Annotated in this window: 6 protein-coding genes; all 6 read right to left on the bottom strand. The window is 75.5% G+C overall.

What is annotated here, in order from left to right:
* On the bottom strand, positions 1–2,614 hold a 2,614-nt coding region (locus tag ACFWJ4_RS37035), incomplete at its 3' end, for an amino acid adenylation domain-containing protein (RefSeq protein ID WP_380552559.1).
* Positions 2,611–8,172 (bottom strand): amino acid adenylation domain-containing protein, encoded by a 5,562-nt coding sequence (locus ACFWJ4_RS37030; RefSeq protein WP_380552556.1) that lies wholly within the window; start codon positions 8,170–8,172, stop codon positions 2,611–2,613. The genes ACFWJ4_RS37035 and ACFWJ4_RS37030, both read right to left, overlap by 4 nt.
* A 55-nt stretch (positions 8,173–8,227) precedes the next feature.
* Positions 8,228–11,284: an amino acid adenylation domain-containing protein gene (locus tag ACFWJ4_RS37025; protein ID WP_380552553.1), complete on the bottom strand. Its 3,057-nt coding sequence runs from the start codon at positions 11,282–11,284 to the stop codon at positions 8,228–8,230.
* 511 nt (positions 11,285–11,795) lie between these two features.
* On the bottom strand, positions 11,796–13,706 hold the full coding sequence (locus tag ACFWJ4_RS37020) for a glycoside hydrolase family 5 protein (RefSeq protein ID WP_380552550.1): 1,911 nt from the start codon (positions 13,704–13,706) through the stop codon (positions 11,796–11,798).
* A gap of 953 nt (positions 13,707–14,659) precedes the next feature.
* A complete protein-coding gene (locus tag ACFWJ4_RS37015; protein ID WP_380552547.1) occupies positions 14,660–15,568 on the bottom strand; it encodes a siderophore-interacting protein in 909 nt (302 codons plus the stop codon).
* Between the two features lie 72 nt (positions 15,569–15,640).
* Positions 15,641–16,616 (bottom strand): HAD-IC family P-type ATPase (locus ACFWJ4_RS37010; RefSeq protein ID WP_380552544.1); only part of this gene is annotated, 976 nt, incomplete at its 5' end.

Below are 16,616 nucleotides of genomic sequence, written 5' to 3'. Positions count from 1 at the left end.
GCGCGGACTCGATCTCCGCGGGCTCGATCCGGTAGCCGCGCAGCTTCAGCTGGGCGTCGCCGCGCCCCAGGAACTCCAGCCGGCCGTCCGCCCGCCACCGGGCGCGGTCCCCGGTGCGGTACATCACGCCGCCGAGGAAGGGATCGGGCACGAAGGCGGTCGCGGTCAGGTCGGGCCGGCCCAGGTAGCCCCGGGCCAGGCCGCTGCCGCCGATGTACAGCTCGCCCTCGGCTCCCCGGGGCAGCAGCCCGCCGCGCTCGTCCAGCACGTGCAGCCCGACCCCGGGCAGCGGGCGGCCCAGCGAGGGCCGGCGCTCGGTGTCGGCGGCCGTCAGCTCGGCCGCGGTGACGATCACGGTGGCCTCGGTGGGGCCGTAGGTGTTCACGAGCCGGACGGCGTCCCCGTGCCGTCGGCGCCACCGGGCGACCGTGTCGGCGCGCGCCTCGGAACCGCCGATGACCACCAGGCGAAGTGCCTCCGGCCAGCGGGTCTGCTCGCCGAGGCCGACGAGCTCCTCCCAGTAGGCGGTCGGCAGGTCGAGCACGGTGACGGACCGGCCGGACGGGCCGTCCAGCAGGTCGGGCAGGGTCCGGCCGCCGCCGGGCAGCAGCACCACGCACGCCCCGGCCGCCAGGGCCGGCCAGAGCTCCTCCACGTGGGTGTCGAAGCCGAGGGAGGCGAACTGGACGATCCGGTCGGCGGGGCCCAGCGCGTAGCCGTCCGGGCCCGTCATCCAGTCGACCCGGGCGGACACCGCCAAGTGGTCGACGGCGACGGCCTTCGGCGTGCCGGTGGACCCGGAGGTGTAGAGGACGTAGGCCAGGCCCCGCGGGTCGGGCGGGGCGAGGTCGGCGGTCCCGGCGCCGGGCAGATCGGCGGTACCGGCGCCGGTCGGGTCCGCGCCGGTGAGGGTGAGGACGGCGTCGGCCTCGCGGACCATCAGGGCGCGGCGGTCCTCGGGGTGGGCCGGGTCGAGCGGGAGGTAGGCGGCGCCGGCCTTCCAGACCGCCGTCAGGGCGACGACCAGGTCGAAGGAGGGCGCCATCGACACCGCGACCACCCGGCCGGCCACCGGGCCGAGCCGGTGCGCCAGTTCGGTGGACCGCCGATCGAGTTCGGCGTAGGACAGCGTCCGGCCGTCGCAGTCCAGGGCGGGCGCGTCCGGCCGCGCGGCGGCCTGGTCCGCGAACCGCTCCAGCACCGTTCGCACGGTGGCGGGAGCGGTCGGCCCCGCGCCCAGGGCGAGCAGCGCCGCCCGCTCCCGCGCTCCGACGAACCAGTCGCCGTGCAGGGGGAGTTCCGGGTCCTCGACGATCCGCGTGTACAGCTCGCGGCACCGGCCGCCGAGCGCCTCGACGGTCTCCCGGTCGAAGAGCTCGCGGTCGTAGCAGAAGGACAGCGTGATGCCGCCGTCGGCGGTGCGCCAGCTGTCGAGCAGCAGGTCGGTCTTGGCCTGCTCGAAGCCGGAGTCCATGCTCGTGGTGCGGACGCCCGCGGGCAGCGCGGGTTCACCGGAGCCGTCCGCGAGGTCGTTCTGGCTCTGGTGGACGAAGACGGCCTGGTAGAGCGGTCCGGCTCCGGTGTCCGCGGGCAGGCCGAGGTGGGCGGCGAGCCGCTCGGCCGGGGCGTCGGGACGGCTCAGGGCGGCGAGCGCGGCGGACCTGGTCCGCTTCAGCACCCCGCGGAAGTCGGGGTCCCCGGTCAGGTCCGACCGAATCACCGCGGTGCGGTTGAAGTAGCCGAGCAGCGCTTCGTGCGCCGCCTCGGTGCGGCCCGCCAGCGGGGTGCCGACCACGAAGTCCCGGCAGCCGGTCCAGCGGGCGAGCACGCACTGGTAGCCGGTGAGCAGCACCATGAACGGGGTGCACCGCTCCTGGCGGGCCAGCCGGTCGAGGGCGGCGGTCAGCTCGGGGCCGAGATCGACGGTGACGAAGCCGGCGGGTCTGGTGGGGTCCGACGGTCTCGGCCGGTCGAACGGGAGGCGCAGCGCTCCGGTGCCGGCGAGCCGGTCCGCCCAGAACCGGAACGCCTCCTCGCCCGCCTCCCCGCCGGTCCTGGCCTGTTCGGCGCGGGCGAAGTCGCCGTACTGCAAGGGGAGTTCGGGAAGACCGGCCGGTGCCTCGCCGATCGCCTCGCGGTAGAGGGCCAGCAGTTCGCGCCACATCGTGCGGAAGGACCAGCCGTCGGCGACGATGTGGTGGACGACGACGCTGACCGCGTGTTCCCGCTCCCCCGCGCTGATCAGGGTCGCGCGCAGGGGCGGCGCGGCGGCGAGGTCGAACGGCGCGTTGACGTACGGGCGGCAGGCGTCGGTGAAGTCCGCCTCGGTGGCTCCCTCGGGCAGCCGGAGGGTGACCAGGTCGATCGCGGCGGGGGGCTGGACCAGTTGGACGGGCTCCGCGGCCTCGGGGTCGTCGTACCCGAAGCGGGTACGGAGGATCTCGTGCCGTTCGGCCAGCCGGCCGAGGGCGGTGCGCAGGGCCCTCGGGTCGAGCGGCCCGGTCCAGCGCCGGTTGAGGTACATGTTGAAGCCGGCGTCGTCCGGGTGGAGCTGCTGGAGGAACCAGAGCCGGCGCTGTTCGGCGGTCAACGGGTGGGTGGCGGTGGTGGTCACCGGACGGTCACCTCGGTCTCGGAGCGGTGCGGGAGGGTGGGCGCGGCGGCGTTGGCGTCGCTGGACGGCAGGGCGGTGCCGGCGGCCCGGTCCTGGATGGCCTTGAGGCCGACCAGGTCGTCGGGCTCGGCGTCGGGGACGTCCCGGTCGAAGTGCCGCAGCACCGGGACGGCCAGGCAGACCAGCGCGAGGGCGGCCATGGCGAGGCCGAACAGCAGGTAGAGCAGTCCGATGCCGCGGCCCTCGCCGGTGCCGATGAGCCGGCCGATGGTGGAGGCGAGGGCGCCGCCGCGGTCCATCAGCGGCTGGAGGAGTCCGGGGCCGAAGGGGGCGACGACGGCGAACCCGACCGGCAGGGTCGACCAGGCGACCATGGTGTTGACCGCGATCACCCGGCCGTGGAAGCGCAGCGGCACCTTGGTCTGCACGATGGTCGCGTAGGCGCCGTTGAGCAGGGCGAGCGCGAAGGTCATGCCGAACGCGCCGAGGGCGACCGTCCAGATCGACGGGCGCAGCCCGGTGAGCAGGCAGGCCCCGGCGACCGCCAGGGTGGCGAGCAGCACCCCGCGCAGCTTCCGTCGGCGCGGGCCGCCCCAGGCCACCAGGGTGATCCCGCCGAGCACGGCGCCGAGGCCGGCCGCCGTGGACACCCAGCCGGCCGCGGAGAGCGGGGCGAAGGAGAGCACGAGCGGGGTGGTGAGCAGGAACAGCGGGGAGAGGAAGACGTTCAGGACCGCGAAGTACAGCAGCATCGCGCGGAAGTGGCTGCTGCCGAGGGCCCGTCGGAAGCCTTCGCGGATCTCGGCGGGAATGCTCTCCCGCCGGGTGGAGCCCATCACGTCCGGGAAGCGCACGGCCAGGGTGACGCCGATGGCGACCGCGTAGCCGGCCACGTCGAGGGCGAGGATGCCGCCGAGTCCGATGGCGGCGAGCAGGCCGACGGCGAACAGCGGGACGAGGAACTGGGCGAGGCCGAAGGCCATCTGGACCACGCCGTTGGCGCGGCCGAGGTAGCGCTTGGGGACGAGCTGCGGCACGGCCGCGTTCCAGGCCAGCCGTTGGAAGGAGAGGGCGGCGGACAGCACGGCGACGAGCGCGTAGGCGTGCCAGGCCTCCAGGCCGCCGGTGGTGTACAGCAGGAGCAGGACGACCTGGGTGAGGCCGGCGGCGAGGTCGCCGAGGAGCATGGTCCGGCGCCGGTCGCCCCGGTCGACGATCGCTCCGGCGATCGGGGCGGCGAGGATGCCGGGCACCAGGCCGCAGGCGGCCAGCAGCCCGAACTGGGCGAGGGAGCCGGTGCGCAGGTAGATCCAGACCGGGAGGGCGAACTCGGTGAGCGCCGATCCGATCATCGACACCTGCTGCCCGGAGGCGACGGTGAGGAAGCGGCGCATGGTCGGGCGGACGGGCGCCTGCGCGTCCTGCGTGACCGGCCGTTGGGCGTCCCGGGAGAGCCCGGCCAGCCACCAGGTGGCGCCGTCCGTCCGGCGGTGGCGGTCCTCCTCCCCCGCGGCGATCGACCGGTGGACGCCGGTGACGACGGCCGCGAGTTCGGCGGCCCGGTACTTGAGGTAGAAGTGGCCGGCCTCGTCGAGGACCACCACGGCGGTGGTGTCGGCGATCCGGTGCCACTCGCGGAAGCGCTCCTGGTAGAACTCGGTGGCCGGGTCGCGGTCGCCGCAGACCGCGATCACGGGGGCCTTGATCCGTCCGCCCTCGGTCCCGAACATCCGGGTGAAGTACCGTTCGACGTCCTTGGTGCCGGTGCGGCGGTTGCGGACGATCAGCCGCAGCTGCTCCGGGTCCAGGTCGTCGGTGTCCATCCCGGCGGCGGCCAGACCGTTGATCATGTCCTGGTCGCTGCGCATCCGGTCGAGGAGTTCGGCCCACCGCTCGCCGACGGCCGCGCCGCGTCCCCTGGGGCGGGCGAAGGGGAAGATGCCGCCGAGGTGGACGGCGTCGATCTCCCGGCCGGCGGCCTCGACCCGGCGGGCGATCTCGACGGCGAGGCGCACGCCGACCCCGCAGTGCCCGTACAGCACGATCCGGCCCTCGACGCCCTCGACGATCTCGCGCGCGCACCGGTCGGCGACCTCGTCGACGTCCATCGGTTCCTCGCCGAGTTCGTGGCCGGGGACGGCGATGGAGTGCAGCGCCCAGTCCTCGGGCAGGGCGTCGGCGAGCGGCTTGTAGATCAGCGCGCTGCCGCCGCCGTAGGGGGCGCAGACCACGCTCGCGGTGGTGCGGCGGCGTTCGGGGGTGAGCCGGTGCAGCAGCCCCCGCGGTCCGCGGTCGGCACCCGGGTCGGCGACGAGCCCGGCGAGCTGCCGGACGGTCGGGAAGCGGAAGAGGTCCATCACGCCGACCGGGGTCGGCAGGTCGGGGAAGGTGCGGCGCAGCCGGGCGACGACCTGGGTGGCGAGCAGCGAGTGCCCGCCGATCTCGAAGAAGTCGTCCAGGGCGCCGACCTTCGCGACGTCGAGCACCTCGGCCCAGATCGCGGCGATCAGCGTCTCGGTGTCGCCCTCGGGTTCGACGTGTCCGGCGGCCGGGGCGGTGTCCTCGGGTTCGGGCAGCGCCTTGCGGTCGACCTTGCCGTGGGCCAGCAGCGGCAGGCGGTCCAGGACGACGTACCGGGCGGGGACCATGTAGTCCGGCAGGACCTCGCCGAGCGTCACCCGCAGTTCGGCCGCGGCGGGGACGGCCGCGTCGGCCGCGCGTTCGAGGTAGGCGACGAGGTTCTGCCGGATCCCCTCGCCCCGTACGGTGACGAAGGCCTGGGTGACGCCGGGCAGCGCGGTGAGCGCGGCCTCGATCTCGCCGGGCTCGACCCGGTAGCCGCGGACCTTGATCTGGTCGTCGGCGCGGCCCAGGTACTCCAGCACGCCTCCCCCGGCCTCCGGCCGCCAGCGGGCCAGGTCACCGGTGCGGTACATCCGGCCGCCGGCGAACGGGTCCTCGACGAAACGTTCCGCCGTCAGCTCGGGGCGGCCCAGGTAGCCGCGGGCCAGCCGGTCCCCGCCGAGGTACAGCTCGCCGGTCACGCCGGGCGGCACCGGCCGCCCGGCGCCGTCCAGGACGTAGCAGCGTGCACCGGCGAGCGGGGTGCCGATCGGGGTGTTCCCCGGGCCGTGCTCCCCCGGCAGGACCTCGTGGACGGTGACGCCGACCGTCGCCTCGGTGGGGCCGTAGTGGTTGAACACCGCGCAGCCGCCCCGGCCGGCCAGGTCGGCGGCCCAGGCCCAGGACGAGGCCTCCCCGCCGAGCACCAGGGCGCGGCGCGGCAGCAGGCGTTCGAGCGGGGCGTCGGCGGACAGCGCGGCCAGGTGGGAGGGCGTCATCTTGAGGTAGTCGAGCGCCGACGCCTCGATGTGTGCGGCGAGTTCGGCGCCGGCGATGCGCCGCGGCAGCAGGTGCACCCGGCCGCCGGTGGTGAGCGCCAGGTAGAGCATCGTGATGCTGAAGTCGAACGACAGGGACTGCAGCAGCCCGTAGCGGGCGCCGGGCTCGATCCGCAGCCGTTCCCGCACGCCGGCCAGGTAGTTGAGGATCTCGCGGTGCTGCACCGCGACGCCCTTGGGCTGCCCGGTGGAGCCGGAGGTGTAGATGACGTACGCGAGGTCGTCCGGTCCGGACACCTCGGCGAGCGGCGCGTCCTGCGGCACTCCGTTCGGCGCGGGGTCGGCGCGGTCCACCAGCAGCTCCGCGCCCCCGTACGCGGGGAACCGCTCCCGCAGCTCCGAGTCCGTCACCAGCACCCGCACGTCCGCGTCGGCCACCAGGTGGGAGAGCCGCGCGGGCGGCTGCTCCGGGTCCAGCGGCAGGTAGCAGCCACCGGCCTTCAGCACGGCGACCAGGGCGACCGCCAGGTCCGGGGACTGTTCCAGGCACACCGCCACCCGGTCGTCCCGGCCGACGCCCAGCGCCCGCAGCCGCCGGGCCAGGGCGGTCGCCCGCGCGTCGAGTTCGCGGTGGGTGACGGTGGCGTCCTCGAAGACCAGCGCGGGGCGGTCGCCCGCCTGCCGGGCCGCCGCCGCGAGCAGCGCGGTCAGCGTTCCGGGCCCGTCCTCGGGGAGCGCCGGGCCGGCCGCCCACTCCTCGACCAGGTCGCGGTGCTCGGTGCCGATCGTCACCGGCAGGTCCTCGACGGCCCGGTCCGGATCGGCCGTGGCCGCCGTCATCAGGACCTCGAAGCGCTCGGTGAGCCGTCGCACGGTGTCGGCGTCGAAGAGGTCGGTCCGATAGGTGATCAGCCCGAAGAGCCCGCCGTCCTTCTTCTCCCGCAGGTAGAAGGCGAGGTCGGAGTGGCTCGTGGTGGCCGCGTGCCCGAATCCCTCCGCGGTGGCGGCGGGTGCGGTGGAGGCGGCGCGGTCGCCGTAGTTCTGGAACGCGAAGGTGGCCTGGAACACCGCCGAGCGGCTGACGTCGCGCTCGATGTCCAGGTCGGCGACCATCTGCTCGAAGGGCACCTCCTGGTGGGTGTAGGCGTTCAGCGTGGTCTCCCGCACCCGGCCGACCAGCTGTCCGAAGGTGAGTCCCTCCTCCAGCCGGGCGCGGATCGGCAGCATGTTGACGAAGGCGCCGACCACCGCCTCCAGTTCCCGGTGGAGACGGCCGGCCACGGCCGAACCGATCGCGAAGTCCCGCTGGCCGGTGTGCCGGCCGAGCAGCACCTGGAGCCCGGCCATCAGCACCATGTACGTCGACGCGCCGCGGGCGCGGGCGCACTCGGCGACGGCGCGGGCGAGTTCCGGGCTCCAGTGCAGTTCCACGGCGGCGCCGTCGAAGGTGAGCAGCGGCGGCCGGGGGCGGTCGACGGGCAGTTCCAGGGCGGGGACGTCGGCGAGTTCGGTGCGCCAGTAGTCGCGGGAGGCGGCCAGGGCGCCGCTGTCGAGCCGGTCCCGCTGCCAGCGCGCGTAGTCCCCGAACTGGACGGGGACGGGCGGGAGTTCGTTCTCCGCGCCGTGGGCGTACCGGGCGTGGAGCAGGTCCAGTTCGCGGTTGAGGATGTCGATCGACCAGCCGTCGCCGACGATGTGGTGCATGACCAGGGCGAGGACGTGGTCCTCGGCGGAGAGCCGGACGAGCAGGGCGCGCAGCAGCGGCCCGGCCGCGAGGTCGAAGGGTCTGGCGACCAGCGCCCCGATCTCGTCGGCGGCTCTTCGGCCGGGGTCGGGGTCGTCCGAGGCGTCCACGAACGCGGCGGCGAAGGGGCCCGGTTCGGCGATCAGGACCTCGGCCCTGCCGTCCTCCGTGACCGGGAAGGTCATCCGCAGGCCCTCGTGCCGTGCCACCAGGGCGGCCAGGGCGGTGTCCAGCGCCGAGCGGTCCAGCGGGCCGCGCAGCCGCCGGGCCGGGGCGAGCGTGTAGGCCGTCCCGCCGGGCGAGAACTGGTCCATGAACCAGAGCCGTTCCTGTCCGCTGGACAGGGGCGGGGCGCTGCCCTCCGGGCGGGGCTCGACCACCCGCACCGGGGCCGCGGCACCGCGCAGGCGCTGGGCGAGGAGGGATCGTTTGGTGGCGGACCAGTCTGCGGGCAGGTCCTGGGTGTCGGTCATCGGCAGTCCGTTCGGGCGTGGAGCGGGGAGGACGCGCAGGGGCGGTCGGCGGCGGTCAACGCCGCTCTCGCACGATGTCGGCCAGGGCGGCCGGGGTGGAGGCGTCGAAGAACAGGTCGAAGGCGAGCTCGACCCCGAAGGCGGCGCGGATCCGGGCGGTGATCTGGATGATCGTCAGCGAGTGTCCGCCGTGGTCGAAGAGGTCGTCCTCGGGGCCGAGGCCGGAGACGCCCAGGACCTCCTCCCAGATCGCCAGGACGCCCGCCGTGACGTCGTCGGCCTCCGCCGCTCCCGCGGCCCGCTCGCGCGGCGGGTCGGGCAGCGCGCGCCGGTCGAGCTTGCCGCTCGGGGTGAGCGGCAGGCGGTCGAGGGTGACGAACTGCCGGGGCACCATGATCGCGGGCAGGGTGCGCAGCAGGTGGTCCCGCAGGTCCGCGTCGGGCAGCGGTGCGCTGCCGGGAGCGGGCACCCGGTAGCCGACGAGGGCGGGCTCCCCCTCGGCCTGCTCGCGGACGGCGACGGCCGCCGCGGCGACGGCTGGGTGGTCGAGCAGCGCGGCCTCGATCTCGCCGAGTTCGATCCGGTGGCCGCGGATCTTCACCTGGTCGTCGATCCGGCCGTGGAACTCCAGTTCGCCGTCCTGCGTCCACGCCACGAGGTCGCCGGTGCGGTACATCCGGCCGCCAGCGAACGGGTCCCCGACGAAACGTTCCGCCGTCAGTTCGGGCCGCCCCCGGTAGCCGTCCGCGAGGCCGTCGCCGCCCAGGTGGAGCTCTCCGGGGATCCCGATCGGCACCGGGAGGCCGTCGGTGTCCAGGACGTACGCCCTGGTGTTGGCGACCGGCCGGCCGATCACCACGGCGTCCGGCTCCGCGGGGACGTCGGCGCAGGTGGCGTAGATCGTCGCCTCGGTCGGGCCGTACCCGTTGATCAGCCGGCCGAGGGAGCCCCGGAGCTCGCGGGCCAGCGGGAGCGGCAGCGCCTCCCCGCCCACGATCCCGGTCAGCCCGGCCGGCAGGGGCCCGGCGCTGAGCAGCACGCGCCAGCCCGAGGGGGTCGCCTGCAGATGGGTCACGCCCTCCCGCCGGATCAGCCCGACCGTGCCCGGCGCGTCCAGGGCGGCGCCGTCCGGTGCGAGGACCAGCCGGCCGCCGGTGACCAGCGGCAGCAGGATCTCCAGCCCGGATATGTCGAAGGAGAGCGAGGTCAGGCCGAGCCAGACGTCCTGCGGTCCCGAGCCCAGCCGGTCCGCGAAGGAGGTCAGGAGGTTCACCAGGGCCCGGTGCCCGATCTCCACGCCCTTGGGCCGCCCGGTCGAGCCGGAGGTGTACAGCACGTAGGCGAGGTCGCCGGGCGGGGCCGGCTCCGCCCCCGGGGCCGTCGGTTCCGTGCGGCCGCCGGCGAGGCGCAGGACGGCCGGTGCCGCCGCCGCCACGTCGGCAGCCGGCTCCCGGTCGGCGACCAGCAGGGCGGCGCCCGAGTCGGCGAGCAGGAACGCGAGCCGCTCGGCGGGGTGGCCGGGGTCGAGCGGCAGGTAGGCGGCCCCGGCGGCGTGCACCGCGAGCAGGACGGCGGGCAGATCGGCGGAGCGCTCCAGGTGCAGGGCGACGACGTCACCGCGGCGGACCCCGGCCCCGCCCAGGACGGCGGCCAGTTCGTCGATCCGCTCCACCAGCGCGCGGTAGGTCAGCCGCTCGGTGCCCGCGCTGACGGCGACGGCGTCCGGCGTCTCGGCGGCCCGCTCCCGCACCAGGTCCAGCGCCGTGCGCTCGTGCGGGTAGGCGCGGGCGGTGGCGTTCCACTCCTCCGTCACCAGGTGCCGCTCGCACTCGCCCAGCAGCGGCAGGGCGCCCAGCGGCGTGTCGGGCGCGGCCGTCGCGGCCTCCAGCAGGGCCGTCAAGTGCCCGGCGATCCGGTCCACGGCGTCCGGCGACAGGACCGCCGGAGCGTACTGGAGCGAGAAGGCGAGCCCGTCGGCGGTGTCGACCGCCTGGAGGTGCAGGGTGTTGCGGGCGGCGCCGTTGAACACCGCGCGGTCCACCCGGACGGTGCTTCCCGGGAACACCGGGTCCGCGGCCGCGCCGCGCCGGTAGCCGAACGATACGGGGGCCAGCCCTGCGCGCGGCGTGAGGCCGCCGACCGCCGCGCCGAAGGGCACCGGGCGGAACGGGTACCCGCCGCGGGCCTCGGCCCGCACGGCCCGGGCGAAGGCGGCGAAGGACGTCCGGGCGGTCACCCCGGCCGGTGCGTGCACCGGCAGCTCGTTGACGAACAGCCCGATCTCCCCGGCCTGTTCGGGGGTCCGGACGGACAGCGGCACGGCGACCGGGACGGCCTCGCCGCCGTAGCGCAGCAGCAGGGCGTGCAGGGCGGCGAGCAGGAACTCGAAGACGGTGACGCCGCAGCGCTCGGCGGCCTCGGCAAGGTCCGCCCGGCCCCGCGCGTCGATCCGCCACGCGTCGGACTCGCCGGACGCCGGGGCCGTGACGGCGTGCGGCAGTCCCGGGAGGACGGGCTCCGTCGCCGCGGCCCACCGCGGGCCGTACCAGTCGGCGGCCCGGCGGACGAGGTCGGGGTCAGGATCGGGGTCGGGCGGGGAGAGGCGCGCGGACGGGATCCGGTCGGCGGCCGGGGCGGCCTCGCCCAGGGCCTGCGCGTAGGCCGCGGCGAGTTCCGCCACCAGGACGTCCTTCGACTCCCCGTCGAAGACCGCGTGGTGCACGACGGCCAGCAGTTCCGCCGCCTCACCGCTGCCGCGGTAGAGGGTGAACCGGGCCAAGGGGCCCGCCTGGAGGTCGAACGGTCGTGCCGTGTCCTCGGCCAGCCGCTTCTCCCGGCCCCGCGCGCACTCCTCGGCGGCGTCGACCACGTCGAGGACCGGGGCGGGGCCGGGCTCCAGCACGAGGCTGCCGTCGCGTTCCACGAACACCCGGGACAGGGCGGGGTGACGTGTCGTCACCGTCGAGACGGCCCGGGCGAGGGCCTCGGCGTCGACCCGGTCGAAGGAGAGCAGGACGGGCATGTGGAACACCCCGTACGCCTGGCCGAGGCGCTCGGTGAACCAGACGCCCCGCTGGAAGGGCGAGGCGGGCAGGGGGAGGGAGTGTGGCATGTGCGGCTCGATTCGGCAGTCGGTGAATGGCGCGTTCCCCGTGGCCGGGCGCCGACGTGGCCGGCACCGCGGATGCTCTGGCGACCCGGCCTCCGGGTGGCGTCCGACCGGCCCCCGGCCGGCCGACGGGCCGCTCCGGCCTCGACCCTCCCGGCCCGCAGATCCCCCCTGCGCACGACCGGTTCGGAGCCGGTCCTCTCCCCCGACGAAAAAGACCGATCTTGGTCCAGACCTGCCGAGAGGTTGGCAGAGATGCCCACCGCCGTCAAGGGTCGTCCACCCCGCTGACAAAGGCGTCATGAACGCGTCCAGCCTGCGGGAATGCCGTCCCGGGAGGCCTTCTGATCGTTCGTCATCGTCGTACCGCCCGCCGACCGGACCACGGGGCACCGACGGGCCCCGCGCCCTCGCCCGGCCGTGCCCCGCCCGGGGCGCGCCGCCCCGGCGCCACCCCGGCGCTACCCCGGCGGGTCCGCGTGGCGCCGCGGAACCGCCCCGGGCCGGCGCCGGATCAGGCGAGCGGGCGGCAGAGCAGGGCGGCCGGGGCCCCGTACTGGAGGCGCTGCCAGGTGGAGGCGACACCGGCCAGGTACTCGCCGTCCGCGCACTGGCCCTTGTAGCGGCCCTGCGCCCAGTCGCTCGCCACCGAACCGCCGGTCGCGGGCCGGTTGTCGCCCCGGTCGAACCAGAGGGTGCGGCCGTTCAGCGGCAGCGGGGCGGCCGCGGGTGCGCACAGCAGGGCGGCCATGCCGTTGCCGTGCACGCCGTAGCCGACCGCGAAGGTGCGGTCGGGGCACTGGAGCTTGTCGTAGCCGGACGCCCAGTCGCCCCCGGTGACGTAGCGCTCGTCGGTGACGGTGATCCAGTCGCCGCTGCCGGCGGCCGGTTCGCCCGCGTCGGTGCACAGCGCCCGGCTGTCGCCGCGGGCGAGGGCGATCAGCCGCTGGCCGTCCGGGCAGTTGCCCTTGCGGTTGCCCGGGCTCCAGTCCGCGCGGGCGAGCATCCGCCGGGAGAGGTCCTGGTCGCCGTGGTCGAGGGCGAGCATGTTCCAGTGGGTCACCGCGGGCACCGGGCCGCTCGCCGCCGGGGCGTCGATCAGCCTCGTCCAGTCGGCGGCCCGCCAGTCGCCGGGGTCGGTGAGGCCGGTGCGCCTGCCGTCGGGGCCGTAGGAGAGCAGCGCCCAGGTGTCCAGCGGGCGGCCGGCGGTGTCGGCCCAGCCGACCAGCGGCCAGAAGGCGAAGTCGGTGTCCTCGCGGACCAGGATGTCGGTGAACGCGTGCAGCCAGGCCTGCTCCTTGGCGTCGGTCGAGCCCCGGCCGCCCGCGCCGAACTCGCTGATCCACACCGGGGCGGTGAAGTGCTGCCCGGCCCCGGTGACGAACAGCGCCTCGTCGTCCACCACCCGGGCGAGCTGCTCCGGGGTGAAGTCCTGGTAGCGCGGGTCGGCGGTGGATCCCGGGCCGCTGCCCGCACCGGTGTTGGCCGGGCCGGTGTAGGCGTAGAAGTGCGCGGAGTAGACCAGCTTGCCGGAGTCGATCAGCGTGTTGGAGAGGTTGCGCACCGGGGTGAGCATCGGGCGGCCGTGGCTGAACCCCGCGGCGGGGACGCCGTACCAGTTGATGCCCTCCATGACGACCAGCAGGTCCGGGTCGGCCTGGAGGATGCGGTTGCCCGCCTCCTCGAAGGCGGCGTACTCGTCGTGGGCGTCGCCGAGGCCCCAGTTGGGGTCGTCCCAGACGTCCCGGCGGACCTCGTTGCGCAGGTCGGCGCCGACCACCCGCTTGTCGGCCTTGTAGCGGTTCACCATGAACAGCCAGTCGTCCTCCCACTGCGCGGTCGACTGGCCGCTGTTCCAGCGCTCGTTGCCGTCCAGGCCGCAGCAGAAGCGGTAGCTCGTGGTGTGGTTGTTGAGGATCACCGCGAAGCCGTCGGCGGTGAGCGCGGCCACCACGGCGTCGAAGACCTGGAGCGGGGTCCGGCCGCGCAGCTGGGGGTTGGCGGCGACGGCGGAGTCCGGGACGGGGACGGTGTCGTGGATCATCGCGTTGGCGAACGGCAGCCGGATGCTGTTGACGCCGAGCCCGTGGAAGTCGGCCAGCAGCCGGGCCACCGGCACCCGGTCCAGGCCCAGCGGGATGTTGTGCGACACCTGCCCGGCCTGGTTGTTCGCCGGATCGTCGGCGCTCCCGCTGCCCTGCCAGGTGCCCTGCGCGCCGGCCCAGTTGGCGGACTTCAGCTTGAAGCGCTCACCGTTGGCGTCCACCACGTAGCGCCCGCGGGTGCTCAGCGGTCCGGTCCAGGAGGCGGCCGGCCGGGCCTCGGGTCCGTCGTCCGGCGCCGCGACCCCGGGGCCCGCCGCCAGGACGGCGAGCACCGGCAGGGCCGCGGCCAGGGCGAGCAGACGCGCCGCAAGACTCTTCATGATCGTCCCCGCTGTGGTGAGGTGGCTCGGGCCGTGACCGGGCGCACCGGCGCCGTCGACGGGGGACGACGATATGACGGAACCCCAGGCGCGGGAAGGGCGCGTGCCGTCCTCCCGGCGAAATCCGGGTGAACGTCGGCGGACGCGCCGCAGGGCGCGGCGCACCCGGGGCCACCGTGACGCGGCGGCGAGGAAGCCGGCCGCCGTCAGCAGCCGGGCACCCGCCGCGATCCACAGCAGCACCCGGCCGAGCGGGCGCAGCCACTCCACCCGCGTCGCCGTCGGCGGGCCCGGGCCGGCCGAAATCCCCCAACGGGCTCCGGACGGCCGGTGGGCTCCGTACCATCGACCCCACGCCCGTACGGCGACACCACTGGGGGGATCGTGCCGCCCACAGCACTGCGCGCCCTGGCCCGGCTGATCGACCGCACGTTCGCCCGGGTCGCCGCCGCCGCCGTCGACGCCCGCACCTTCGACCGGGCCCTGATCGCCCGGGCCCTGGACCCCACCACCGGAGCCACCACCGAAGCTGCCCCGGGCGGCCGTCCTGCGGCTGCTGTCGGTCGACTTCGACGAGCACCAGCACGAGCGCTCGGCCGCCGGGGCCACCGTCCAGTTCGCCGTACCGCCCGCCGACGGCGGCGGACGCAAGGACGGCTGGGACCTGAGCTCGGTCGGCATCGACGGCCTCGACCGGCTCCGCCTCTCCCCCGGCGCCTTCGCCGGCCCCGACCGCCTCGAACCGCTCCGCCGACGGAAGCTGTCGCTGGAGTCGGGCTCCGCGCTCGCCCTGTCCTGGCACGACGGAGCGGTGAGCCGGGCGGGGAAGGGGTGGACGGGGTGGCCGACGGCGGTCGGACGGATCCGCGCGGTCGGCCCGGAACCGGTCGTACCCATCGTGCCCCTCCCGGAGCAGCAGCGGCGGACCACCGACTGACCCCGCCGAACCGGCCCTACGCCTCCTCCTCCGGGCCGTCCTCGCCCCGCTGGTCCTCGGTGCGCCCGGCCCGCCAGTAGCCCATGAAGCAGACCGCGCGCCGGTCCATCCCCCGCTCGCCGACCAGGTGGCGGCGCAGCTCGCGGACCCCGGCCGCCTCCCCGGCGATCCAGGCGTACGGCCGGCCGCCCGGCAGTTCGGCGGCGCGCACCGCCTCGGTCAGGCCCGGCGCGCCGTCCCGGCGGTGGATCCACACGGTCTCGACGCCGGCGCGGCCGGGCGACAGGTAGGCCTCCTCCCCCGGTCCGTCCACCTCGGCGAAGACCCGGACGGGAAGGTCCTCGGGCAGCTCCTCCAGGATGGCGGCGATGGCCGGCAGCGCCGACTCGTCCCCGGCCAGCAGCACCCAGCCGGGGTCGGCGGGCAGGGTGAACTCCACCCCGCCGGCCTGCTCGACGGCCGGCCCGTACACCGCCACCCGGTCGCCCGGCGCGGCCCTGACGGCCCATCGGGAGCCCGGGCCGGCGTCCCCGTGCACGGCGATGTCGATGTCGATCTCGTCGGGCTCGCGGCGCCGGCCGCGGACGGTGTAGGTGCGCAGCACCGGGCGCACCTCCGGGGACATCTCCCGCCAGCTGTGGTACCAGCCGAAGTCGCCGTCGCCGGGCGGGATCAGCGGCTCGGTCTGGCCGGCGAGCGGCAGCAGCAGCTTGATCCGCTGGTCGAGGCCGCCGTTGACGAACCCGGTGAGGCTCTCCCCGGTGAGCGTGATCCGGACCAGGTGCGGCGTGAGGCTCAGGGTGCGGGCGACGCGCAGGGGGAAGAGCGCGAAGCGGGCGGGAGCGGTGACGGTGGACAGGGCGGGCTCCTTCCATCGGAACGGGCGGACGCCGCGGCCGCGCCGGTTCGTACTCTCCCGACGCACATCGCAGCTTAGGTGAGGCTAACCTAATATTCCTGCCGCGAACACCCGCCCCGCGGACCCTCTCCGCCCCTTCTAGACCTTCGTCCAGGCGCTCTCGCGCAGCAGCCGCAGGCCGTTGAGGCCGACGATGACGGTCGAGCCCTCGTGGCCGAGCACGCCCAGCGGCAGCGGGAGGGTGGCGACCAGGTCCCAGACCACCAGGACGGTGATGAACGCCGAGGCGATCACCAGGTTCTGCACGACGAAGGAGCGGGCCCGCCGGGAGAGCGCCACCACGGCCGGAACGGTGGCGAGTTCGTCGCGGACGATCACCGCGTCGGCGGTCTCCAGGGCGAGGTCGGAGCCGGCCCGGCCCATCGCGAGGCCGGTGTGGGCGGCGGCCAGCGCGGGCGCGTCGTTGACGCCGTCGCCGATCACCAGCACCTTGCGTCCGGCCGCCTCCCGCTCCCGGACGGCGGCGACCTTGTCCTGCGGCAGCAGTCCGGCCCGGACGTCGGTGATGCCGACCTCGGCGGCCAACTGGGCGGCGGCGCGCGGGTTGTCGCCGGTGAGCAGCATCGGCGCGGTGCCGGTCATCGCCGTGAGGGACGCGACGGTGGCGGCGGCGTCCGGGCGCAGCCGGTCGGCGAGGCCGAGCACGCCGACCGGTACGCCGTCCGCCTCGACCAGGACGGCGGTGCGCCCGTGCTCCTCCAACTCCGCGGCCAGCGCGGCGGCTTCGACGGAGGCGGCGTCGGTGCGCCCCAGGATCAGCCGGGCCGGCGCGCCGACCGCGAGGGCCCGGCCGTCGACGGTGGCGGTGACCCCGACGCCGGGGGTGGAGGTGAAGTCCTCGGCGGCGGCCGGGGTCAGCCCGCGGGTGCGGGCGGCGTCGACGACGGCGCGGGCCAGCGGGTGTTCGCTGGGGTGCTCGGCCGCGGCCGCCAGCGCCAGCAGCCGTTCCTCGGAGAGGCCGGAGCCGGTGAGCGGCCGGAGGTCGGTGAGGCGCGGAGTGCCCTCGGTGAGGGTGCCGGTCTTGTCCAGTGCGACGGTGTCGACCTGCCCCAGA

Origin of the sequence: Kitasatospora sp. NPDC127067 (assembly GCF_042724755.1) — a bacterium.
GTDB classification, from domain to species: domain Bacteria; phylum Actinomycetota; class Actinomycetes; order Streptomycetales; family Streptomycetaceae; genus Kitasatospora; species Kitasatospora lactacystinica.
The sequence above is the reverse complement of the archived record's forward strand: the minus strand, read 5'-3'. Positions and strand labels throughout refer to the sequence as shown.

Coding starts and splice junctions, on each gene's coding strand:
- ACFWJ4_RS37025 (WP_380552553.1), bottom strand. CDS start 11,284: ATGCCACACTCCCTCCCCCTGCCCGCCTCGCCCTTCCAGCGGGGCGTC.
- ACFWJ4_RS37020 (WP_380552550.1), bottom strand. CDS start 13,706: ATGAAGAGTCTTGCGGCGCGTCTGCTCGCCCTGGCCGCGGCCCTGCCG.
- ACFWJ4_RS37030 (WP_380552556.1), bottom strand. CDS start 8,172: ATGACCGACACCCAGGACCTGCCCGCAGACTGGTCCGCCACCAAACGA.